Raw genomic sequence first — 25176 nt, forward strand, 5'->3', positions numbered from 1 at the left:
ATTCCTCCGGATCCGGCGTGCTGAGCGGTGTCACGTCAGGAGATGCCGAGCTCTTTGTCGATCAGGTCGAACATCTCGTCGTCGCTTGCGGTGTCGATGCGGTCGGCGACCGAGGCGCCGTCGCTCCGAGCGGCGTGCACCCGGGCGAGCAGGGTCTGCAGGCGGGTGGCGAGCGGGCCGAGCGCGTCCGGTCCCAGGCCGGGCATCCGCGCCTCCAACCGGTCCAGGTCGGCCAGCGGCGAGCCGTCCGCGGGCGCTCCGACCGGGCCGGTGGCGGTCGGCGCCGGGACGACCCGGCCGAGCAGGTGCCCGGCCAGCGCGGTGGGCGTCGGGTAGTCGAACAGGACGGTCGCCGGCAGCCGCACCCCCACCGCCCCGGCCAGCCGGTTGCGGAACTGCACCGCGGTCAGCGAGTCGAAGCCCATGTCGAGGAAGCCGCGCTCCGCCTCGATGCTGTCCGGCCGGTCGTGCCCGAGCGCGGCGGCCATCGTGCCGCGGACCAGGTCCAGCAGGACCCGGCGCCGGTCGTCGTCGGCGAGCGTCGCCAGCCGCCGGGCCAGCGCCTCGGCGTCCGCCGCGGCCGTCTGCGCGGTCCGCCGGGCCGGCGTCCGGACCAGCCCCCGCAGCAGCGGCGGCACCGTCCCCGCCGAGGCCCGGCCGCGCAGCCGGGACAGGTCGAGCCGGACCGGGACCAGGGCGGGCCGCGCCGGCAGCCGCAACGCGGCGTCGAAGAACGCCAGCCCCTGCGCGGCGGTCAGCGGCACCACGCCGGACGCTGCGATCCGGGCCGCGCCGGCCGGGTCGAGCGTCTCGCCCATGCCCGCCGCCCACAGGCCCCACGCCAGCGAGCTGGCGGGCAGCCCATGGGCGTGCCGGTGCGCGGCGAGGCCGTCCAGCCAGGCGTTCGCCGCCGCGTAGTTCGCCTGCCCCGGTCCGCCGAGGGTGCCGGAGACCGACGAGTACATGACGAACGCCGCCAGGTCGTGCCCCTGGGTCAGCTCGTGCAGGTGCCACGCCGCGTCCACCTTGGGTCGCATCGTGGTGGCCAGCCGGTGCGGGCTCAGGCCGGTCACCATGCCGTCGTCGAGCACCCCGGCCGCGTGCACCACCGCGGTCAGCCGGCGTCCGGCCAGCAGCGCCGCCAGCTCGCCCCGGTCCGCGGCGTCGCAGGCGGCGATGGTGACCTCGGCGCCGAGCGCGGACAACTCGGCACGCAGCTCCGCCGCGCCGAGCGCGGCCGGTCCACGCCGGCCGGTGAGCAGCAGCCGCCGGGCGCCGTACGTGGTGATCAGGTGCCGGGCCAGGAGCGCGCCGAGGGCACCCGTGCCGCCGGTGATGAGCACGGTGCCGTCCGGATCGAGCGCCGGCGAGTCACCTTCGGCCGGCGGCACGGCCGCCAGCCGGGGCACCACGATCTCCCCGGCCCGGATCGCCAGTTGCGGCTCCGCGCCGGCCAGGGCGCGCCGGAGCAGGTCCGCGGGCAGCGCCGCCGCCGGCACGTCCGAGTCGAGCAGCCAGAACCGGTCCGGGTGCTCGCTCTGCGCGGTGCGCACCAGGCCCCAGACGGCGGCGGCCGAAAGATCAAGGACATCTTCCCCGGTACGGGTGGAGACCGCCCCGCTCGTGACGATCGCCAACCGGGTGTCGTCGAGCCGGTCGTCGGCGAGCCACCCCTGCACCAGCCGCAGGACGTCCTCGGTGGGCCCGTGGTCGGCGGCGGTCCGGCCGGGCGGCACCACGGCCACCACCACCGGCGGCCGGTTGGTGTCCCCGGCCACCTCGTCCGGGTCCCGGTAGACGGTCGCGCCCGGCAGGTCCCGCAGCGCGCCGATCCGGTCCGGGCCGGCGTCACCCGCGCCGGCCGCGGTCCAGGTCGTTGCGTACAGCGGATCGGCGGCGGCGACCCGGGCGCCGGCGATCTGCGCCCGGGTGACCGGTCGGGCGGTGAGCGACTCCACCCGCACCACCGGCGCGCCGGCGCCGTCGACCGCGGTCAGGCTCACCGTGTCCGGGCCGATCGGGGTGACCCGCAGCCGGAACCGGGTGGCCCCGGTCGCGTGCAGGGTCACGCCGCTCCACGCGAACGGCAGCAGGATCTCCCCGTCCGTGCCGTTGTCGCGCGCGGCGATGTCCAGCAGCATCGGGTGCAGGGCCGCGTCCAGCAGGGCCGGGTGTACGCCGTACCCGGCCGGGTCCGTCCCGGCGGGCAGGGCGACGTCGGCGTAGAGCGTCTCGCCGTCGCGCCACACCGCTTCCAGGCCGCGGAAGCGGGCCCCGTAGCCGTAACCGCGGACCGCCAGCGCGTCGTACAGGCCGTCGAGCCGCACGCTTTCGGCGGTGGGCGGCGCGGTGGTGTCCTCGGGGGCGGCCGTTGCGGTGGCGGTCGCGGTGCCGGTGGCGTGGGTGGTCCAGTCGGTGCCGGCCGGCGCCTTCTCCGGTCGGGAGTGGATGGTGAGCGTCCGGTCGCCGTCGTCGCCGGCCGGGCCGACCTGCACCCGCAGGTGGACGGCCCCCTGCTCGGGCAGGATCAGCGGGGCCTCAAGCGTCAGCTCCCCGAGGCCGTCCGCCCCGGCCTGGTCGGCGGCGTACAGCGCCAGTTCGACGAAGCCGGTCGCCGGGAGCAGGACCGCGTCGTGGATGGCGTGGTCGGCCAGCCAGGCGTGGGTGGCGAGGCCGATCCGACCGGTGAAGAGGTGGCCGCCGTCGGGCAGCTCCGTCGCGGCCGACAGCAGGGGGTGGTCGGCGGTGGCGAGGCCGAGGCTCGCGGCGGTGCCGGTGGCGGTCGGACGCAGCCAGTAGGGCTGGCGTTGGAAGGGGTACGTGGGCAGGTCGGTGAGTCGCCCGGCGGGTGTGGTGGTGGTCCAGGTGGTGTCGTGGCCGGCGGCGTGCAGTACCGCCTGGGCGTGGTCGCCGAGGTGGGCGGTGGTGATGGTGGCGGTGGTGTCGTGGGGGAGGCAGGCGTGGGTGAGGGTGCTGAGGGTGTTGTCGGGTCCGAGTTCGACGTAGGTGGTGACGCCGGCGTTGTCGAGGGTGGTGATCATGTCTCGGTAGCGGACGGCGTCGCGGATGTGTCGGGTCCAGTAGGCGGCGTCGAACGCTGGTGCGAGGTCGCCGGTGCGGTTGGAGATGACCGGGATCGCCGCGGGGTGGTAGGTGACGCTGTCCGCGACGGCCTGGAACTCGTCGAGGATCGGATCCATGTGGGGGGAGTGGAAGGCGTGCGAGGTGGTGAGTTTCTTGGTGCGTCGTCCGAGGCCGGCCCAGTGCACGGCGATCTGCGTGACGGCGTCGGTGTCGCCGGAGATGACGGTGCTGGTGGGGGAGTTCAACCCGGCGATGGAGACCTTCTCCGGGTCGAGCATCGGGGTCATCTCGTCCTCGGTGGCCTCGATGGCGATCATCGCGCCGCCGGGCGTGGCGGCCTGCATGAGTCGTCCTCGGGCGGTCACGAGGAGCGCGGCGTCGGGGAGGCTCAGCACGCCGGCGAGGTGGGCGGCGGACAGTTCACCGATGGAGTGCCCGGTGAGGTAGTCCGGGGTGATGCCCCAGCTCGTGACGAGGGCGTGCAGGGCGACGTGCGTGGCGAAGAGGGCGGGTTGGGTGTAGCGGGTTTCGTGGACCGCGTCGACCATGGCCTCACGCAGGGGCCGGTCGAGGTGTTTGTCGAGTTCGGCGCAGACCCGGTTGAAGGCTTCGAGGAAGACGGGTTCGTCGCGGTGGGCCATCTCGGGGTGTTGGCTGCCCTGGCCGGTGCACAGGAAGGCGATCTTCCCGGTCGGGCGCGCGGTGCCGCGTACCAGTGCGGGGTGGTCGTTGTCGGCGGCCAGGGCGGCGAGCGCTTCGCGGTGGTCGTCGAGGATGACCGCGCGGTGGGTGTGGTGGGCGCGGCGGGCGAGGGTGTGGGCGACGTCTTCCTGGGCCTTTCCGTCGACGTGGTCGCGTAGCCGTGCGGCGGACTCGCGCAGCGCGTCGGGGGTGCGGCCGGAGAGCAGCCACGGCACCGGCGTACCGGCCGGCGGCTCCGGCTCCTCCGCGTCCGGTGCTTCCTCGATGATCAGGTGGGCGTTGGTGCCGCTGATCCCGAACGACGAGACGCCGGCCCGACGCGGGGACCCGTTGCGCTTCCACGGTTGGGCCTCGGTGAGCAGCGCGACGTCGCCCGAATCCCAGTCGACGTGCGGGGACGGCTCGTCGACGTGCAGCGTCTGCGGCAACAGGTCGTGGCGCAGCGCCTGCACCATCTTCACCACCCCGCCGATACCGGCGGCGGCCTGCGCGTGGCCGATGTTCGACTTGATCGACCCCAGCCAGAGTGGCCGGTCGGCGGGCCGGTCCTGGCCGTACGTGGCGAGGAGGGCTTGGGCTTCGATCGGGTCGCCGAGGGTGGTGCCGGTGCCGTGGGCTTCGACGGCGTCGACGTCGGCGGGGGTGAGGCGGGCGTTGGCGAGGGCCTGGCGGATGACCCGCTGCTGCGACGGCCCGTTCGGCGCGGTCAGACCGTTGCTGGCACCGTCCTGGTTCACCGCCGAGCCGCGGATGACGGCGAGGATCGGGTGTCCGTTGCGGCGGGCGTCGGAGAGGCGTTCGAGCAGGAGCATGGCGGCGCCCTCGGCCCAGGCGGTGCCGTTCGCGCCCGCGGCGAAGGACTTCGCCCTCCCGTCCGGGGCGAGCCCGCGCTGCCGGCTGAACTCGATGAACATGCCCGGCGTCGACATCACCGCCGCCCCACCGGCCAACGCCAGGTCACACTCGCCGCCGCGCAGCGCCTGACCGGCCAGGTGCATGGCGACGAGTGACGACGAGCAGGCGGTGTCGACGGTGACGGCCGGACCCTCCAGACCGAACGTGTAGGCGATCCGGCCCGACGCCACGCTCGTCGTGGTCCCGGTCAGCAGGTGACCCTCGACGCCCTCACCGCCGGTGTGCAGCAGCGACAGATACTCGTGGGCGGACACCCCGGCGAACACGCCGGTGGCGGTGCCGCGCAGCGTCGCCGGGTCGATGCCGGCGCGTTCCAGGGCCTCCCACGACGTCTCCAGCAGCAGCCGCTGCTGCGGGTCGATGGCGAGCGCCTCCCGCGGGCTGATCCCGAAGAACTCCGGGTCGAAGCGGTCGGCGTCCCGCAGGAAACCACCGTGCCGCACGTACGTCTTGCCGCTGGCGTCCGGGTCGGGGTCGTAGAGGTCGTCGACGTCCCAGCCCCGGCCGTCCGGGAAGGCCCCGACCGCGTCGACCCCGCCGGCGAGCAGTTCCCACAGCGTCTCCGGGGTGTCCGCGCCGCCCGGGAACCGGCAGGCCATGCCGACGATGGCGATGGCCTCGTCGTCGGGACCCGTGGCGCGGGCGGGTGCCACGGCGACGGCCCGGTCCGCCGGGGCGTCCGCGAGGTGTCCGTGCACGAACCCGGCGATCGCGGCCGGCGTCGGGTAGTCGAAGACCAGGGTGGCCGGCAACCGCAGCCCGGTCGCGGCGCTCAGGGCGTTGCGGAACTCCACCGCGGTCAGCGAGTCGAGGCCCATCTCCAGCAGCGCGCGGGAGGCGTCGATCCGGTCCACGTCGGTGTGGCCGAGCACCTCGGCGACCCGGGAGCGGACCAGATGCAGGACGGTACGCAGTTGCTCGCCCGCGGGCCGCCCGGCAAGTTGCCCGCGCAGCGCCGCGCCGCCGGTCCCGGCGTCGGTGGCGGCCCGCCGCTGCGGGGCCCGCACCAGCGCCCGGAAGACCGCGGGCAGGCCGCCGGCGGCGGCCCGGGACTGCAACGTGCCGTGGTCGAACAGGGCGGGCACCAGGGTCGGCGCTCCGGTGGCGAGCGCGGCGTCGAAGAGCGCGAGCGCCTCCGCGGCGGGCAGCGGCAGCACGCCGGTCCGGCCGATCCGGGTGGAGTCGGCGTCCGGAAGCGCCGCGCCCATCCCGCCGCCGTCGGTCGGCGCCCACAGCCCCCACGCCAGCGAGGCCGCCGGCAGCCCGCGCGCGTGTCGATGGGCGGCGAGCCCGTCCAGGTACGCGTTCGCGGCGGCGTAGTTGGCCTGCCCGGCGCTGCCGATCGTGGCGGCGACCGAGGAGTAGAGCACGAACGCCGCCAACGGGCGGTCCGCGGTCAGCCGGTGCAGGTGCCAGGCGCCGTCGGCCTTCGGCCCCAGCACCGCCGCCAGGCCGTCGTCGTCGAGCGCGCCGACGGTGGCGTCCCGCAGCACGCCGGCGGCGTGGATCACCGCGGTCAGCGGGTGGGCGTCCGGGATCGCGGCGAGCAGGGCGGCGAGCCGGTCCCCGTCGTCGGAGTCGCAGGCGGCGACCTCGGCGTGCGCGCCCAGGTCCGCCAACTCGTCGACGAGCCGGCCGGCGCCGGGTGCGTCCGGGCCACGGCGGCTGGTCAGCAGCAGCCGGCGCACGCCGTACCTGACGACGAGGTGGCGGGCCAGCAGCGCGCCGAGCGCCCCGGTGCCGCCGGTGATCAGGACGGTCCCGGCCGGGTCGAACCGGCCCTCGGTGACCGGCTCGGCCGGGCGGTCGGTGGTGACCAGGCGGGGGACGAAGGCCCGGCCGGCGCGGAACGCGATCTGCGGCTCGTCGGCGGCCAGCGCCTCGGCCAGCGGCTCCGGCGCCAGATCCGCGAGGGCGGCGTCGGTGTCGGCGAGCCCGAACCGGCCGGGGTGCTCGGTCTGCGCGCTGCGCACCAGACCCCACACCGCCGCCGCGGGCAGATCGGTGACGTCCTCGGCGTCCTCGGTGGCGATCGCACCCCGGGTCAGCAGCACCAGCCGGCTGCCGTCCAGCCGTTCGTCGGCCAGCCAACCCCGGATCAGGTCGAGCGCCGCCCGGATCGGCGTGCGGTCGTGCGGGCCGGTGGCGGACGGCAGCGGGGCCAGCACGAGCGGCGGCACGGCGCCCGCGTCGGCGAGCGCGGCCGGATCCGGGTGGACCGGCACACCGGCCGGACCGGCACCCGGCGCGCCGAGCACGGCCAGCGCCGGTACCCCGGCCGCCGCCGCGTGGGTCCCGGCCGCAGGGGCGGCGGTCCCGGCGGCGGGCGCGGTGGTCCAGGCGAGGCGGTACAGCGGCGGCCGGGCGTCCGGGCGGGACGCGGCCAGTTGCTCCGGCGAGACCGGACGCATGGTGAGGGCGTCGACCGCCAGCACGGGCGCGCCGGTCGGGTCGGCCATCAGCAGCGACACCGTGTCCGGTCCGGCCGGGGTGACCCGGATCCGCAGCGCGGTGGCGCCGACGGCGTGCCGGCTGACGCCGGTCCAGGAGAACGGCAGCCGCACCGTCCCGCCGTCGTAGCGGAAGTTCAGCGGGTGCAGCGAGGAGTCGAAGAGGGCGGGATGCACGCCGTACGCCTCCGGCCCGGTCCCGTCGGGCAGCCCGGTCTCCGCGTAGATCGTCTCGCCGTCACGCCAGGCCGCCCGCATGCCCTGGAACAGCGGTCCGTAGTGGTAGCCGCGCTCGGCGAACTCCCGGTAGAAGCTCTCGGTGTCCAGCGGCGAAGCGCCGGCCGGCGGCCACGTCGCGAGCGCTTCGGCGGGCCGGGGCGTCTCGGCGGTGAGCGTGCCGCTGGCGTGCCGGGTCCACGCGGCGCCCGGCGCGGCGTCCTCCGGCCGGGAGTGGACGGCGAACGTCCACCGTCCACCCTCCGCGGCTCCGGTGCTGACCCGCAGGTGCAGTGCGCCCTGCTCGGGCACGGCGAGGAAGACGTGGTGGGTCAGCTCCTCGACGGCCGCCGCGCCGATCCGGTCGGCGACCTCCAGGAGCAGGTCGATGAACGCGACGCCGGGAAGGACCACGGTGCCGTGCACGGCGTGCTCGACGAGCCACGGGTGGGAGCGCCGGGAGATCCGACCGGTGTAGAGCCGGCCGTCACCGTCGGGGAGTTCCACCTCGGCCTGGAGCAACGGGTGGGTGGCGTCGTGCTGGCCGAGGCTGCTCGGGTCGCGCGGGGTGGCCGGTGCGGCGAGCCAGAACGGCTGGTGCTGGAAGGCGTAGGTGGGCAGGTCGAGGTGCCGGCCGGGCGGGGGCGTGGTGGTCCAGACCGTCTCACGCCCCGCCGCGTGCAGCACCGCCTGGGCGTGGTCGCCGAGGTGCGCGGCGGTGATGGTGGCGGTGGTGTCGTCGGGCAGGCAGGCGCGGGTGAGGGCGCTGAGGGTGTTGTCCGGTCCGAGTTCGACATAGGTCGTGGTGCCGGCGGCGTCGAGGGTGGAGATCATGTCTCGGTAGCGGACGGCGTCGCGGATGTGTCGGGTCCAGTAGCCGGCGTCGAAGGCTGGGGCCACGTCGCCGGTGCGGTTGGAGACGACGGGGATGGTCGCCGGGTGGTAGGTGACGCTCTGCGCGATGGCCTGGAACTCGTCGAGGATCGGGTCCATGTGCGGGGAGTGGAAAGCGTGCGAGGTGGTGAGCTTCTTGGTGCGTCGTCCCTGCCCGGCCCAGTGCACGGCGATCTCGGTGACGGCATCGACGTCGCCGGAGATGACGGTGCTGGTGGGGGAGTTCAACCCGGCGATGGAGACCTTCTCCGGGTCGAGCATCGGGGCCAGCTCGTCCTCGGTGGCCTCGATCGCGATCATCGCGCCGCCGGATGTGGCGGCCTGCATCAGTCGTCCTCGGGCGGTGACGAGGAGCGCGGCGTCGGGGAGGCTCAGCACGCCGGCGAGGTGGGCGGCGGACAGTTCACCGATGGAGTGGCCGGTGAGGTAGTCCGGGGTGATGCCCCAGCTCGTGACCAGGGCGTGCATTGCCACGTGCGTGGCGAACAGAGCCGGCTGGGTGTAGCGGGTTTCGTGGACCGCGTCGACCATCGCCTCACGCAGCGGCCGGTCGAGGTGCTTGTCCAGTTCGGCGCACACCCGGTCGAAGGCGTCGACGAAGACGGGTTCGTCGCGGTGGGCCATCTCCGGGTGTTGGCTGCCCTGCCCGGTGCACAGGAACGCGACCTTGCCGGCCGGGCGGGCGACGCCGCGTACCAGTGCGGGGTGGGGGTTGTCGGCGGCGAGGGCGGCGAGGGCCGCGCGGTGGTCGGCGAGGATGACCGCGCGGTGGGGGTGCTGGGCGCGACGGGCCAGGGTGTGGGCGACGTCGGCGTCCGCGTGGCCGTCGAGGTGGTCCCGCAGCCGGCCGGCGTTGTCCCGCAACGCCTCCGGCGTCAGCCCGGACAGCAACCACGGAGACCCCACCGGCGAGCCGGCCGCGCCCTCACCGGACGGCACCGGCGCAGCCGGGCCCTGCTCCAGGACGAGGTGCGCGTTGGTGCCGCTGATGCCGAACGACGACACCGCGGACCGGCGCGGCCGGCCGGTGTCCGGCCAGGCCCGCGACTCGGTGAGCAGGGCGACGCTCCCGGCCTCCCAGTCGATGTGCGGGGACGGCTCGTCGACGTGCAGCGTCTGCGGCAGTACGCCGTGGCGCATGGCCTCGACCATCTTGATCACCCCGCCGATGCCGGCGGCGGCCTGGGCGTGCCCGATGTTCGACTTCAGCGAGCCGAGCCACAGCGGACGATCGTTGGGCCGGTCCTGCCCGTAGGTGGCGAGGAGGGCCTGGGCCTCGATCGGGTCGCCGAGGGTGGTGCCGGTGCCGTGGGCTTCGACGGCGTCGACGTCGGCCGGCTCAAGGCGGGCGTTGGCGAGGGCCTGGCGGATGACCCGCTGCTGGGCGGGACCGTTCGGGGCGGTGAGGCCGTTGCTGGCCCCGTCCTGGTTGACCGCCGACCCGCGGATGACGGCGAGGATCGGGTGGTTGTTGCGGCGGGCGTCGGAGAGGCGTTCGAGCAGGAGCATGGCGGCGCCCTCGGCCCAGGCGGTGCCGTTCGCGCCGGCGGCGAAGGACTTCGCCCTCCCGTCCGGGGCGAGCCCGCGCTGCCGGCTGAACTCGATGAACATGCCCGGCCCGGCCATGATGGTCGCGCCGCCCGCGAGCGCCAGGTCGCACTCGCCGCCGCGCAGCGCCTGACCCGCCAGGTGCATGGCGACGAGCGACGACGAGCAGGCCGTGTCGACGGTGACCGCCGGACCCTCCAGACCGAACGTGTAGGCGATCCGGCCCGACGCCACGCTCGTCGTGGTGCCGGTGAGCAGGTAGCCCTCCACCCCCTCCGAGCCGGTGTGGCAGAGCGAGACGTACTCCTGGGCGGACACCCCGGCGAACACGCCGGTGGCGGTGCCGCGCAGCGTCGCCGGGTCGATCCCGGCCCGTTCCAGGGCCTCCCACGACGTCTCCAGCAGCAGCCGCTGCTGCGGGTCGATGGCGAGCGCCTCCCGCGGGCTGATCCCGAAGAACTCCGGGTCGAACTGCTCGGCGTCGTAGACGAAACCGCCCTCACGCACGTACGTCTTGCCGCCGGCGTCCGGGTCGGGGTCGTACAGGTCGTCGGCGTCCCAGCCTCGGCTCGCCGGGAACCCGCCGACCGCGTCGACCCCGCCCGCGACGAGGTCCCACAGCGTCTCCGGGGTGTCCGCGCCGCCCGGGAACCGGCAGGCCATGCCGACGATCGCGATCGCCTCGTCGTCGCCCGCCCGGGTCCGCCGGACGGCCCGGGTCGGGACCTCGGCAGCCGCGTCGGACAGCTCGGCGGTCAGGTGGGCGCCGAGCGCCGCAGGTGTCGGGTAGTCGAAGATCAACGTCGCGGGCAGGGTCAGCCCGGTCGCCTTCCCCAGCCTGGTCCGGAACTCGATCGCGCTCAGCGAGTCGAAGCCGAGTTCCTGGAACTGCCGGTCGGCGTCCACGGTCGCCGCCGACGGGTGCCCGAGCGCGCTCGCGACCTGCGCGCACACCAGGTCGGTGAGGATCCGCCGCCGCTCCGGCTCCGGCCGCCCGGCCACCTGCCGGCGCAGTTCGTCACCGCCGGCCTGGCCGCCGCGCGCGGCCCGCCGGGCCGGCGCGCGCACCAGGCCGCGGAGGATGGCCGGCAGCTCGCCGTCGTCGGCCAGCCGGCGCAGTGCCGCCAGGTCCAGCCGGGCCGGCACCAGCGCGGGCCGGTCCGCGGCCAGCGCCGCGTCGAACAGGCCGAGCCCCTCCGCCGCGGTGAGCGGGACGATTCCGCCACGGGCGACCCGGGCCGCCGCCGCCTCGTCCAGGGTCGCGCCCATCCCGTCGTCCCCGGTCGGCGCCCACAGCCCCCAGGCGAGGGAGACCGCCGGAAGCCCGTGCGCGCGTCGGTGCGTGGCCAGTCCGTCGAGCGCGGCGTTCGCGGCGGCGTAGTTGCCCTGCCCGGCCGTCCCGAGCGTCCCGGCGACCGACGAGTAGAGCACGAACGCGGCCAGCCCGGAGTCGGCGGTCAGCTCGTGCAGGTGCCACGCCGAGTCCACCTTCGCCGACAGCGTCGCGTCGAGGTGCTCCGGGGTGAGCGACGTGAGCGCGGCGTCCCGCAGCACCCCGGCGGCGTGCACCACGGCCGTCAGCGGGTGCGCGGCGGGCACGGTGGCGAGCAGCTCGGCGACCCGGTCACGGTCGGTGAGGTCGGCGGCGACGACGTCCACGTGCGCGCCCAGCCCGGTGAGGGTGGCCCGGAGCGCGGCGGCACCGGGGGCGTCTGGTCCGCGACGGCTGGTGAGCAGCAGCCGGGTGACGCCGTGGCGGGTGACCAGGTGGGTGGCGAGGAGCGCGCCGAGGGCACCGGTGCCGCCGGTGATCAGGACGGTGCCGTCCGCGTCGAGCGAGGTCGGGACGCCGCCGGTCACGGCCGCCACCCGGGGCGCCAGGACCCGGCCGTCACGCAGGGCGACCTGCGGTTCGTCGCCGTCGGCGAGCCGGGCGAGCAGGTCGCCGTCCGGATCCTCGTCGGCGTCGATCAGGACGATGCGCCCGGGGTGCTCGGCCTGGGCGCTGCGGGCCAGGCCCCAGACGGCCGCGCCCACCAGATCAAAAACATCGTCGCCGGTACGCGCCGCGACCGCGCCCCGGGTCAGCAGAAGCAACCGGGCCTCGGCCGGCCGGGGCGCGTCGAGCCAGCGCTGGAGGAGCCCCAGGACGTCGGCGATCGGCCCGTGGTCGGGTCGGTCGCCGGCCGGCACCCGCACGGCGATCCGGTCCGCGAGCTCCGCGTGCCATCCGTCCTCCGTCAGCAGCTCCACCGGAGCGCCCACGGCGGCGCCCGGACCCGGCCGGGGCACCCAGTCGACCCCGTACAGCGGCAGGCCGGTGTCCGGCCGGGCGGCGGCCAGTTGCGCGGCCGACACCGGGCGGGTGATCAGCGAGTCCACCGTCGCCACCGGCGCGCCGGTGCCGTCGGCGATGGTCAGCGCCAGCCGGTCCAGGCCGGACACCACGATCCGGACCCGCAGCGTGTCGGCGCCGACCGCGTGCAGCGCGATCCCGCCCCAGGTGAACGGCACCCGCACCTGGCCGGCGTCCGGGTCGTCCTCGGGGCGCAGCGCGGAGCCGACCGCGATCGGGTGCAGGGCCGAGTCGAGCAGGCCGGGGTGCAGGCCGAAGTCGCCCGGGTCGGCGCCCTCCGGCAGCGACACCTCCCCGTAGATGGTGTCGCCGTCCCGCCACGCCGCCCGCAGGCCCAGGAAGAGCGGGCCGTAGCCGAATCCGGCGCCGGCCAGTCGCTGGTAGAGGTCCGCGACGTCGATCGCCGCGCCCGGGGGCGGCCACTCGGTCAGCCCGGCCGGCGTCGCGTCCGGGTCGGCGACGCCCAGGACGCCGGTGGCGTGCCGGGTCCAGTCCGTGCCGGGCGGCGCGTCCTCGGACCGGGAGTGGACGCTGAACGTACGCCGGCCGGCGTCGTCGGCCGCGTCCACGGAGACCCGCAGGTGCAGCGCGCCCTGCTCGGGAACGGCCAGGAAGACGTGGTGGGTCAGCTCCTCGATCAGGTCGCAGCCGACCCGGTTTCCGGCGTGCAGCAGCATGCCCACGAACGCGGCGCCCGGCACGACGAGCGCCCCGTGCACGGCGTGCTCGGCGATCCACGAGTCGGTACGTGCCGAGATCCGGCTGGTGAAGAGGTGGCCGTTGCCGTCCGGCAGTTCCACCTCGGCCTGGAGCAGGGGGTGCGCGGCGGTGGCCTGGCCCAGGCTGGCGGCGTCGTGCGGGGTGTCGGATGCGTCGAGCCAGAACGTCTGCTGCTGGAACGGGTACGTGGGCAGGTCGGTGAGCCGCCCGGCAGGTGTGGTGGCGGTCCAGGTGGTGTCGTGTCCCGCCGCGTGCAGTGCGGCGTGGGCGTGCTGTCCGAGGTGGGCGCTGGTGATGGTGGCGGTGGTGTCGTCGGGCAGGCAGGCGCGGGTGAGGGCGCTGAGGGTGTTGTCCGGTCCGAGTTCGACATAGGTCGTGGTGCCCGCGGCGTCCAACGTCGAGATCATGTCCCGGTAGCGGACGGCGTCGCGGATGTGCCGGGTCCAGTAGCCGGCGTCGAACGCTGGGGCCACGTCGCCGGTCCGGTTGGAGACGACGGGGATCGTTGCCGGGTGGTAGGTGACGCTCTGCGCGATGACCTGGAACTCGTCGAGGATCGGGTCCATGTGCGGGGAGTGGAAAGCGTGCGAGGTGGTGAGCTTCTTGGTGCGTCGTCCCTGCCCGGCCCAGTGCACGGCGATCTCGGTGACGGCATCGACGTCGCCGGAGATGACGGTGCTGGTGGGGGAGTTCAACCCGGCGATGGAGACCGTGGCGGGGTCGAGCATCGGTGCCAGCTCGTCCTCGGTGGCCTCGATCGCGATCATCGCGCCGCCGGGCGTGGCGGCCTGCATCAGTCGTCCTCGGGCGGTGACGAGGAGCGCGGCGTCGGGCAGGCTCAACACGCCGGCGAGGTGGGCGGCGGACAGTTCACCGATGGAGTGTCCGGTGAGGTAGTCCGGCGTGATCCCCCAACTCGTGACCAAAGCGTGCATTGCCACGTGCGTGGCGAACAGAGCCGGCTGGGTGTAGCGGGTCTCGTGGACCGCGTCGACCATCGCCTCCCGCAGCGGCCGGTCGAGGTGCTTGTCCAGTTCGGCGCACACCCGGTCGAAGGCGTCGACGAAGACCGGTTCGTCGCGGTGGGCCATCTCGGGGTGTTGGCTGCCCTGCCCGGTGCACAGGAACGCGACCTTCCCGGCCGGGCGGGTGGTGCCGCGCACGAGGGACGGGTGTGGTTGGTCGCTGGCGAGGGCGGCCAGGGCGTCCTGGTGGTCGGCGAGGATCACCGCGCGGTGGCCGTGCTGGGCGCGGCGGGCCAGGGTGTGGGCGACGTCTTCCTGGGCCTTGCCGTCGACGTGGTCGCGTAGCCGTGCCGCGGACTCGCGCAGCGCCTCGGGGGTGCGGCCGGAGAGCAGCCACGGCACCGGCGTACCGGCCGGCGGCTCCGACTCCTCCACCTCCGGCGCTTCCTCGATGATCAGGTGCGCGTTGGTGCCGCTGATGCCGAACGACGACACGCCGGCCCGACGCGGGGACCCGTTCGGCGTCCACGGCTGGGCCTCGGTGAGCAGCGCGACGTTTCCCGCCGACCAGTCGACGTGCGGGGACGGGGTGTCCACGTGCAGCGTCTGCGGCAACACCCCGTTGCGCAGCGCCTGCACCATCTTGATCACGCCGCCGACGCCGGCGGCGGCCTGCGCGTGCCCGATGTTCGACTTCAGCGACCCCAGCCACAGCGGCCGGTCGTCGGGCCGGTCCTGCCCGTACGTGGCCAGCAGCGCCTGCGCCTCGATCGGGTCGCCGAGAGTGGTGCCGGTGCCGTGCGCCTCGACCGCGTCCACCTCGGCCGGCTTCAGACGCGCGTTGGCCAGGGCCTGGCGGATGACCCGCTGCTGCGACGGCCCGTTCGGCGCGGTCAGACCGTTGCTCGCCCCGTCCTGGTTCACCGCCGACCCGCGGATGACCGCCAGGACCGGGTGCCCGTTGCGGCGGGCGTCGGAGAGCCGCTCCAGCAGCAGGATGCCGGCGCCCTCGGCCCAGGCGGTCCCGTCGGCGGTGGCGGCGAACGACTTGCACCGCCCGTCCGGCGCGAGGCCACGCTGCCGGCTGAACTCGATGAACATGCCCGGCCCGGCCATCACGGTCGCCCCGCCGGCAAGCGCCAGGTCGCACTCGCCGCCGCGCAACGCCTGACCCGCCAGGTGCATGGCGACAAGCGACGACGAACACGCGGTGTCGACGGTGACCGCCGGACCCTCCAGACCGAGCGAGAAGGCGATCCGGCCCGACGCCACGCTTGTCGTCGTCCCGGTCAGGACATACCCGTCGACGTCCGCCCCGCCGGTGTAGCACAGCGAGGCGTACTCCTGGCTTATCGCCCCGACGTAGACGCCGGTCCGGCTGCCGTGCAGCGTCGCCGGGTCGATGCCGGCCCGTTCCAGGGCCTCCCACGACGTCTCCAGCAGCAGCCGCTGCTGCGGGTCGATGGCGAGCGCCTCCCGCGGGCTGATCCCGAAGAACTCCGCGTCGAAGCGGTCGGCGTCGTAGAGGAATCCGCCGTGCCGGGCGTACGACCTGCCGGCCGCGCCCGGGTCCGGGTCGTAGAGGCCGTCCAGGTCCCAGCCGCGGGTGACCGGGAAACCGCCGATCGCGTCCACGCCGCCCTCGACGAGCGACCACAGCGCCTCCGGGGTGTTCGCCCCGCCCGGGAACCGGCAGGCCATGCCCACGACGGCGATCGGCTCCTGCCGGTCCGCCTCCGCCTTACGCAGTTGCCGGCGGGCCTGGGCCAGGTCCGCCGTCACGCGCTTCAGATAATCGCGAAGCTTTTCCTCGTTCACGAACAACCTCGATATCTTCCAGGCGGGCGGTGGCTCAGATCGCGTCGAGCTCGTTGTCGATGAAGTCGAAGATCTCGTCGTCGGTGGCCGAATCGATCCGTTCGTGCACGGCCTCGGCCAGGTCGCGTTCCGGATCGCCGTCCCCGCGCAGCGCGAACAGCAGGTCCTCGACGCGGCCGACGAGCACCTCCCGCAGTCGCTCGTCCGGCGGCGACTGCCGGACGGCGGCCTCCAGCCGGTCCAGGTCGGCGAGGGCCGGCGGTGGCACGTCCTCCCCGGCCAGCTCGGTCAGCAGCAGCTCGGCGACGGCGGCCGGGGTCGGCCGGTCGAAGGTGAGCGTCGACGGCAGCCGCAGCCCGACCGCGGTGCCGAGCCGGTTGCGCAGCTCCACGGCGGAGAGCGAGTCGAACCCGGCCTCCTTGAACGACCGGTCGCCGTCGACCGCGCCCGCGCCGGTGTGCCCGAGGACCGTCGCCGCCTCGGTGCGGACCAGGTCGAGCAGGACGCTGTGCCGTTGGGCCAGGGACAACCCGGCCAGCCGGCGCGCCCAGGCCGCCGCCGGTGACTCGTCGGCCGTGGTGGGTTCGGCCGCCCGCCGGGCGGCCGGGCGGACGATGCCACGCAGGATCGGCGGCACCGAGTCGGGGCGGACCCGCAACGCGGACACGTCCAGCCGGGTCGGCACCACCATCGGCAGGCTCGTCTCCCGGGCCGCGTCGAACAGCGCCAGCCCGTCCTCCTCGGTGAGCGCGGTGATGCCGTTGCGGGCCATCCGCAGCAGATCGGCCTCGTCCAACCGGTCGGCCATGCCCCGGCCGGCCCAGAGGCCCCAGGCCAGCGACGTGGCGGGCAGCCCGACCGCCTGGCGGTGGGTGGCGAGCGCGTCCAGGAACGCGTTCGCGGCGGCGTAGTTGGCCTGCCCGGCGTTGCCGAACGTGCCGACCACCGAGGAGAAGAGCACGAACTCGGCCAGGTCGGCGTCGCGGGTCAGCTCGTGCAGCAGCCAGGCCGCGTCCGCCTTGGGACGCAACGTGGCCGTGACGGCGTCGGCGTCCAGCCGCTCGACGGTGGCGTCCGCGACCACCCCGGCGGCGTGGATCACGGCGGTCAGCGGGTGCGCCGCCGGCACGGCGGCCAGCAGCGCCCGGACCGCGGCCGGCTCGGCGAGGTCGACGGCCGCCACCGACACCTCCGCGCCGAGCCCGGTCAGCTCGGTGACCAGGTCGCCGGCGCCGTCCGCGGCGCCGCCACGGCGGCTGGCCAGCAGCAGCCGCCGGATCCCGTGCCGGGCCACCAGGTGCCGGGCCACGAGCGCGCCCACGCCCCCGGTCCCGCCGGTGACGAGGACGGTGCCGTCCGGGTCGAGCGGCCGGGGCACGGTCAGGACCAGCTTGCCGACGTGTCGGGCCTGGGCCAGGAAACGGAACGCCTCGGGCGCCTGCCGGACGTCCCAGCCGGTCGCCGGCAGCGGGCGGAGGGTGCCGTCGGCGAACAGCGGCATCAGCCGGTCCAGCATCGCCCCGATCCGCTCCGGGGGCAGCGCCAACAGGTCGAAGGCGCGGTAGGCGACACCGGGATGCGCGGCGGCGACCGCCTCCGGATCGCGGATGTCGGTCTTGCCCAACTCGACGAACCGGCCGCCGTGCGGCAGCAGGCGCAGCGAGGCGTCGACGAACTCGTGGGCCAGGCAGTCGAGGACCACGTCGACTCCGGCGCCGTCGGTGGCGGCGAGGATCCGGTCGGCGAAGTCGAGGCTGCGCGAGGAGGCGATCGTGGACTCCGGGAGCCCCAGCTCGCGCAGCGTCTCCCACTTGCCGGGGCTGGCGGTGCCGTACAGGTCGGCGCCGAGGTGCCGGGCCAGTTGCACCGCGGCCATGCCGACGCCGCCGGCCGCCGCGTGCACCAGCACCCGTTCGCCCCGGCGCAGGGCGGCCAGTTCGACGAGCCCGTACCAGGCGGTCAGGAACACCACGGGCACGGTGGCCGCCTCCGCGTACGTCCAGCCGGCCGGCATCGGCGCGAGGGTGTGCTCGTCGGTGACCGCGATCGGCGCGAACGCGCCGGTGAGCAGCCCCAGCACCCGGTCACCGGGCGCGAACCGGGTGACGCCCGGCCCGGTGTCGAGCACCACGCCGGCGCCTTCCAGCCCCAGCACCGTGTGTTCGGGGATCATGCCCAGGGCGAGCGCCACGTCCCGGAAGTTCAGCCCGGCCGCCCGGACCGCGATCCGCACCTCGCCGGCACGCAGCGGCCGGTCCGCGTCCGGGTTGGGGACCAGGGCCAGGCCCTCGAGCGAGCCGCGTTCGTGCACGTCGACCCGCCAGCCGCGGTCGGCGGTGGCGGCGGCGAGCGCGGTCTGCGGCGTCACCCGGGCCAGCCGGGGGACCAGCACCGCCCCCTCCCGGACCGCCACCTGCGGTTCGTCGCTGCTCACCGCCGGGACCAGCATGCGGTACGACTCCGGCCGCCCGTCGACGTCAAGCAGGGTGAACCGGCCGGGGTGCTCGACCTGCGCGGCGCGGATGAGCCCCCAGATCGGCGCGGTCCCGAGGTCCGGGGACGTGTCGGCGCTCTCCACGGACACCGCGTTGCGGGTGAGGACGACCAGCCGCGACCCGCCGAAGGCGTGGTTGTCCAGCCAGCCCTGCAACAGGGCCAGGGTCTCGGCGGTGTGCCGGTGCGCGCCCTCGACCGGGTCCTCGCCCGGCACGTGCCGCGGGCTGGCGCACAGCACCACCGTGGACAGCGGGCTGCCGGTGCGTACCGCCGCGGCGAGCGTGCCCAGGTCCCGGTAGTCGCGGACGGCCACGCCGCTGTCGGCGAGCGCGCCGAACAGTTCGGCGTCGTCGCCGAGGACGGCCCACGGCGCGTCGGGGGTGCCGGGCGAGGCGGGGCCGGCGGGCAGCCAGCCGAGCCGGTAGAGGCCGTCCCGGTCCTCCGGCGCCTCGGCGAGCCGGTGGCGGGGGACCGGGCGCAGCGCGAGGGACTCGACGTCGAAGACCGGCTGGCCGCTGTGGTCAGTGGCGGTCAGCGCGTACGCATGCGTCCCGGCGGGGGCCAGCCGGACCCGTAGGGCGGTCGCGCCGCCGGCGTGCCAGTGCAGTCCGGTCACGGCGAACGGCAGCAGCAGTTCCCCGCCACCGTCCGGGTCGGTGTCCGCGCCCGCGGTGGCCAGGACGGCGTGCAGCGCCGCGTCGAACAGCGCCGGGTGCACCGGGAAACGTCCGGCGGCGGCCCGTTCCGATTCCGGCAGCCGCACCTCGGCGAAGAGGTCGTCGCCCCGCCGCCACATCGCGGTCAGCCCCCGGAAGGCCGGTCCGTAGTGGTAGCCGCGGGCGTCCAACGCGGGATAGAGGTCGTGCAGGCCGACCGGGGTGGCGTCGGTGGGCGGCCACGGGGCGCCGGTCGGGTCGGCGGGCGTGACGACTCCGGCAGCGGTCAGCAGGGTGCCGGTGGCGTGCCGTGTCCACGCCCCGTCGCCGACGCGTGCCCGGATGGTCAACGCCCGGCGTCCGTCGCTGTCCGCGGGCGCCACGTGCACCTGGAGGATGGCGGCGCCCGGTGCCGGCAGTCGCAGCGGCGCGTGCAGGGTGAGTTCGTCGACGTGACCGCCGCCGGCCTGGTCGGCGGCGTGCAGCGCGAGGTCGGCGAACGCGGTGGCGGGCAGCAGGACGGCGTCGTGGATGGCGTGGTCGGCCAGCCACGGATGGGTTTCCAGGGACACCCGTCCGGTGAGCAGTCGACCGCCGTCGGGCAGGTCGGCGGAGGCGACCAGGATCGGGTGTTCGCTGGCGCTGAGGCCGAGCCCGGCCGGGTCGGTGGTCTCCGGCTGGTTCAGCCAGTAGCCGCGGTGCTCGAACGGGTAGGTCGGTAGGTCGGTGTGTCGCCCGGCGGGTGTGGTGGTGGTCCAGGTGGTGTCGTGGCCGGCGGCGTGCAGCACCGCCTGGGCGTGCTGGCCGAGGTGCGCGCTGGTGATGGTGGCGGTGTGGTCGTCGGGGAGGCAGGCGTGGGTGAGGGCGCTGAGGGTGTTGTCGGGTCCGAGTTCGACGTAGGTGGTGACGCCTGCGGCGTCGAGGGTGGACACCATGTCGTGGTAGCGGACGGCGTCGCGGATGTGTCGGGTCCAGTAGACGGCGTCGAAGGCTGGGGCCACCTGGCCGGTCCGGTTGGAGATGACCGGGATCGTGGCGGAGTGGTAGGTGACGCTGTCGGCGATGGCCTGGAACTCGTCCAGGATGGGGTTCATGTGGGGGGAGTGGAAGGCGTGTGAGGTGGCCAGCTTCTTGGTGCGTCGTCCCTGCCCGGCCCAGTGGGCGGCGATGTCGGTCACGGCGTCGGTGTCGCCGGAGATGACGGTGCTGGTGGGTGAGTTCAGTCCGGCGATGGCCACCGCTTCGACGTCGAGCATGGGGGCCAACTCGTCCTCGGTGGCCTCGATCGCGATCATCGCGCCGCCGGGCGTGGCGGCCTGCATGAGTCGTCCTCGGGCGGTGACCAGGAGCGCGGCGTCGGGCAGGCTCAGCACTCCGGCGAGGTGGGCGGCGGACAGTTCACCGATGGAGTGGCCGGTGAGGTAGTCCGGCGTGATGCCCCAGCTCGTGACCAGGGCGTGCAGGGCGACGTGCGTGGCGAACAGGGCGGGTTGGGTGTAGCGGGTTTCGTGGACCGCGTCGACCATGGCCTCACGCAGGGGCCGGTCGAGGTGTTTGTCGAGTTCGGCGCAGACCCGGTCGAAGGTTTCGACGAAGACGGGTTCGTTGCGGTGGGCCATTTCCGGGTGTTGGCTGCCCTGCCCGGTGCACAGGAACGCGATCTTCCCCGCCGCACGCGCGGTGCCGCGCACGAGGGACGGATGCGGCGCGTCGGCGGCCAGGGCGGCCAGTGCCTCGTGGTGGTCGTCGAGGATCACCGCGCGGTGGGGGTGCTGGGCGCGGCGGGCCAGGGTGTGGGCGACGTCTTCCTGGGCCTTGCCGTCGACGTGGTCGCGTAGCCGTGCGGCGGACTCGCGCAGCGCCTCGGGGGTGCGGGCGGAGAGCAGCCACGGCACCGGCGTACCCACCGGTTCCGGCTCCGGCCCGGCCGGCGGCTCCTCGATGATGACGTGGGCGTTGGTGCCGCTGATCCCGAACGACGACACGCCGGCGCGGCGGGGGTGGCCGTTGGGCGTCCACGGCTGGGCCTCGGTGAGGAGGGTGACGTTCCCGGCGTCCCAGTCGATGTGGGGTGACGGTTGGTCGACGTGCAGGGTCTGCGGCAGGTGACCGTGGCGCATCGCGAGGATCATCTTGATGATGCCGGCGGTGCCGGCGGCGGCCTGGGTGTGGCCGATGTTGGACTTGATGGAGCCGAGCCAGAGGGGCCGGTCGTCGGGTCGGTCCTGGCCGTAGGTGGCGAGCAGCGCTTGGGCTTCGATGGGGTCGCCGAGGGTGGTGCCGGTGCCGTGGGCTTCGACGGCGTCGACGTCGGCGGGGGTGAGGCGGGCGTTGGCGAGGGCTTGGCGGATGACCCGCTGCTGGGACGGCCCGTTGGGGGCGGTGAGGCCGTTGCTGGCGCCGTCCTGGTTGACCGCCGAGCCGCGGATGACCGCGAGGATCGGGTGGTTGTTGCGGCGGGCGTCGGAGAGGCGCTCCAGGACCAGCATGGCCGCGCCCTCGGCCCAGGCGGTCCCGTCGGCCGACGCGGAGAACGACTTGCACCGCCCGTCCGGGGCCAGCCCGCGCTGCCGGCTGAACTCGATGAACATGCCCGGCCCGGCCATCACGGTCGCCCCGCCGGCCAGCGCCAGGTCGCACTCGCCGCCGCGCAGCGCCTGACCCGCCAGGTGCATGGCGACGAGCGACGACGAACACGCGGTGTCCACGGTGACCGCCGGACCCTCCAGACCGAACGTGTAGGCGATCCGGCCCGACGCGACGCTGCCCGAACTGCCGGTCAGCAGATAGCCGCCGAGCTGCTCCGGCGCCTCGTGCAGCGGCGGCCCGTACCCGGACGCCATGCAGCCGGCGAACACGCCGGTGCGGCTGCCCCGCACCGACGCCGGATCGATGCCGGCCCGTTCCAGCGCCTCCCACGACGTCTCCAGCAACAGCCGCTGCTGCGGGTCGACGGCGAGCGCCTCCCGCGGGCTGATCCCGAAGAACTCCGCGTCGAACCGGTCCGCGTCGTAGAGGAAACCGCCCTCCCGGACGTACGTCTTGCCGTGCGCACCCGGGTCCGGGTCGTGGATGTCGCCCCAGCCGCGACCGGTCGGGAAGGCGCCGATCGCCTCCGCACCGGTCGAGACGAGGCCCCAGAGTGCCTCCGGTGACGCCGCGCCGCCCGGGAACCGGCAGGCCATGCCCACGACGACGATCGGGTCGGCGTCGTCGGCGGCGCGTGTCGTCAGGTCGCCGGCCGGGGCGTCGCTCTCGCCGAGCGCCCGCGCCCGCAGGTGGCGGACCACCGCCGCCGGGGTCGGATGGTCGAAGAGCAGGCTGCTGGGCAGCCGTAGCCCGGTGATCCGGGCCAGCCGGTTGCGTAGCTCCACCGCCGCGGCCGACTCGAACCCGAGGTCCTTGAACGCCCGACCGAGGTCGACCTCCTCCGGCGCGGCGTGCCCGAGCACGAGGGCCACGGTGCGCCGGACCAGCTCGCGCAGCCGCCGGTCCCGGTCGGCCGGCGGCAGCGCCCGGATGCGGTCCGCCCACCCGTCGGCCACCGGCTCCGGCGAGTCGGTCGGGAGCACCGGCTCCGGCGAGCCCGCCGGACGCACCGGACCGGTCGCGGCCGGTGCCGACACCGAAGGCCAGTAGTCGCGACGCTGGAACGCGTACGTCGGCAGCGGCACCCGAACCGCCGGGCGGTCGGCGAAGAACGCCCGCCAGTCGACGTCGACCCCACGGGTGTACGCCTGCGCCAAGCCGTCCAGGATCCGCTGCCAGGCGCCGTGGTCGCGGCGCAGCGAGCCCACCACCAGCGGCTCGGCGTCGTCGCCGTCCTCGCCGGCCAGGCCGGCGACGGTCTCCTGCACCCCGGCCAGCAGGACCGGGTGCGGGCTGCACTCCACGAACACGCGGTGCCCGGCGGCGGCGAGCGCGCGGACCGCCGGTTCCAGCCGGACCGGCCGGCGCAGGTTCTCGTACCAGTAGTCCGCGTCGAGCCCGGCGGTGTCGAGCACCCCGCCGCTCACCGTCGAGTAGAACGCGATGGGCGACGACACGGGTGTCACCCCGGCGAGGTCGCGGAGCAGTTGCTCGCGGACCGGCTCCACGTGCGGCGAGTGCGAGGCGTAGTCGACGGGCACCCGGCGGGCCCGGATCTCCTCGGCCTGGGCGCTCTCCACCAGGGCGTCCACCGCCGCGCTGTCGCCGGCGACGACTGTCGCCGACGGACCGTTCTCGGCGGCGATGGTGAGGCGGTCGCCCCACGGCGCGATCCGGGACGTGACCTCGGCCGGGGACAGCGGGATCGACGCCATGCCGCCGGTGCCGGCGATCGTGGCCAGGGCGCGGGCGCGCAGCGCCACCACCTTCGCCGCGTCGGCGAGCGAGAGCGCCCCGGCGATGTGCGCGGCGGCGATCTCGCCCTGCGAGTGGCCGACGACGGCGGCGGGTCGTACCCCGAACGACTCCCAGAGCCGGGCCAGCGAGACCATCATCGCGAACAGCGTCGGCTGGACCACGTCGACCCGGGTCAGCGGCGGCGCGTCCGGCTCGCCGCGCAGCACGTCCACGAGTCGCCAGTCCACGTGCGGTGCCAGGGCGGCGGCGCACGCGGCGATCTGCTCGCGGAACACCGCGGAGGTGTCGAGGAGTTCGCGGGCCATCAGCGGCCACTGCGAGCCCTGCCCGGGGAAGACGAAGGCGACCTCGCCGGGTGCGGCGGTGCCCTGCACCAGGCCCTCGGCGTCCTCGCCGGCCGCCAGCGCGTCGAGCTGGGCGGTGAGGCCGGGCAGATCCTCGGCGACCAGGACCGCGCGGTGGGTGAACGCGCTGCGCGAGGTGACGAGCGCCCGGCCGACGTCGCCGGGGGTGAGGTCCGGGTGCCGGTCGGCCCAGTTGCGCAGCCGACCGGCCTGGGCGCGCAGGGCCGCGCCGGACTGCCCGGAGACGACCCACGGCGTCAGGGCGGTGGCGACGCGCGGCTCGGCGGCCCCGGCGGCGGGCGGGGCGGCGTGGGGCGGTTCGGCGACCACCAGGTGGCAGTTGGTGCCGCCCATGCCGAAGGCGCTCACCCCGGCGACCAGTCGCTGCTGCGGGTGCGGCCACGGACCGTGCGTGGTCCGCACGGCCAGGCCGGCCTCGTCGAGCCGGACCTCCGGGTTGGCGGTGCGGAAGTGCAGGTTCGGGGGCAGCTCCCGGTGCCGGATGCTCAGCGCCACCTTGAGCAGGCCGGTGATGCCGGCGGCGCCCTCCAGGTGGCCGACGTTCGTCTTCGCCGAGCCGACCACGAGCGGGTCGCCGGTCGGCCGGGCGGCGCCGAGCGCGTCACCGAGGGCGCCGGCCTCGATCGGGTCGCCGACCCGGGTGCCGGTGCCGTGCAGTTCCACGTACTGCACGTCGCTGGCGGCGAGCCCGGAGCGGGCGACGGCGTCGGCGATGACGTCGGCCTGGGCGTGCCGGCTGGGCACGGTCAGCCCGTCGGTGCCGCCGTCGCTGTTCGTCGCCCCGCCGAGCAGCACGCAGACCACGTTGTCGCCGTCGGCCACCGCGGCGGCGAGCAGCTTCAGCACGACGACGGCGCCGCCCTCGCCGCGGACGAACCCGTTGGCCCGGGCGTCGAAGGTGTGGCACCGCCCGTCGGGGGAGAGCCCGCCGAACGCCGCGGCCCGCAGCGTGCTCTCCGGCGTCAGGATCAGGTTGACGCCGCCGGCCAGCGCCGTCGTGGACTCGCCGCGCCGCAGGCTGGCCGCGGCCAGTTGCACCGCGACGAGCGACGAGGCCTGGGCGGCGTCGACCGTCAGGCTGGGACCGAGCAGGCCGAGAGTGTAGGAGACCCGGTTGGCGATGATCGCCCGGTTCACGCCGGTCATGGTGTAGGGGGAGGCGTCCGGAGCGGCGGTGAGCGTCGTGTAGTCGTCCCAGGTGGCGCCCATGAACACCCCGGTGGCGCTGTCGCGCAGGTCGCCGGGGACGATCCCGGCGTCCTCCAGCGCCTCCCAGGCCAGCTCCAGCGTCAGCCGCTGCTGCGGGTCCATCGCGAGCGCCTCACGCGGCCCGACGCCGAAGAAGCCCGCGTCGAAGCCACCGACCCCGCTCAGGTAGCCGCCCCGTCGCGCGCCGGGCTCCGCGGTGGCGAGCCGTTCGGCGGGCCAGCGGTCGGTGGGCGCGTCGGTCACCGCGTCGCCGCCGGTGGCCAGCAGCCGCCAGAACGCGTCCGGGTCGGGGGCCTGCGGCAGGCGGCAGGCCATGCCGATCACCGCGATCGGTTCGTCGGTCGGCTGCCTGTCCGCATCGGTCATCGTGTCGGCCCCTCCCGTTGCACGCCGGCCGACGCGACGTCTCGCGCCGGCTTCTCAGCCTCGGCTCCG

Annotated in this window: 2 protein-coding genes; both read right to left on the minus strand. The window is 75.3% G+C overall.

What is annotated here, in order from left to right; translation table 11 throughout:
* Window positions 1-35 precede the first annotated feature (35 nt).
* The gene (locus O7619_RS16405) at window positions 36-15668 is read right to left on the minus strand and encodes a type I polyketide synthase (protein ID WP_282281780.1); all 15633 of its coding nucleotides are present in this window, start codon (window positions 15666-15668) and stop codon (window positions 36-38) included.
* 34 nt (window positions 15669-15702) lie between these two features.
* On the minus strand, window positions 15703-25107 hold the full coding sequence (locus O7619_RS16410) for a type I polyketide synthase (RefSeq protein WP_282281781.1): 9405 nt from the start codon (window positions 25105-25107) through the stop codon (window positions 15703-15705).
* Window positions 25108-25176 lie beyond the last annotated feature (69 nt).

It is taken from the genome of Micromonospora sp. WMMD998 (genome assembly GCF_029581235.1).
Taxonomy (GTDB): Bacteria; Actinomycetota; Actinomycetes; order Mycobacteriales; family Micromonosporaceae; genus Micromonospora.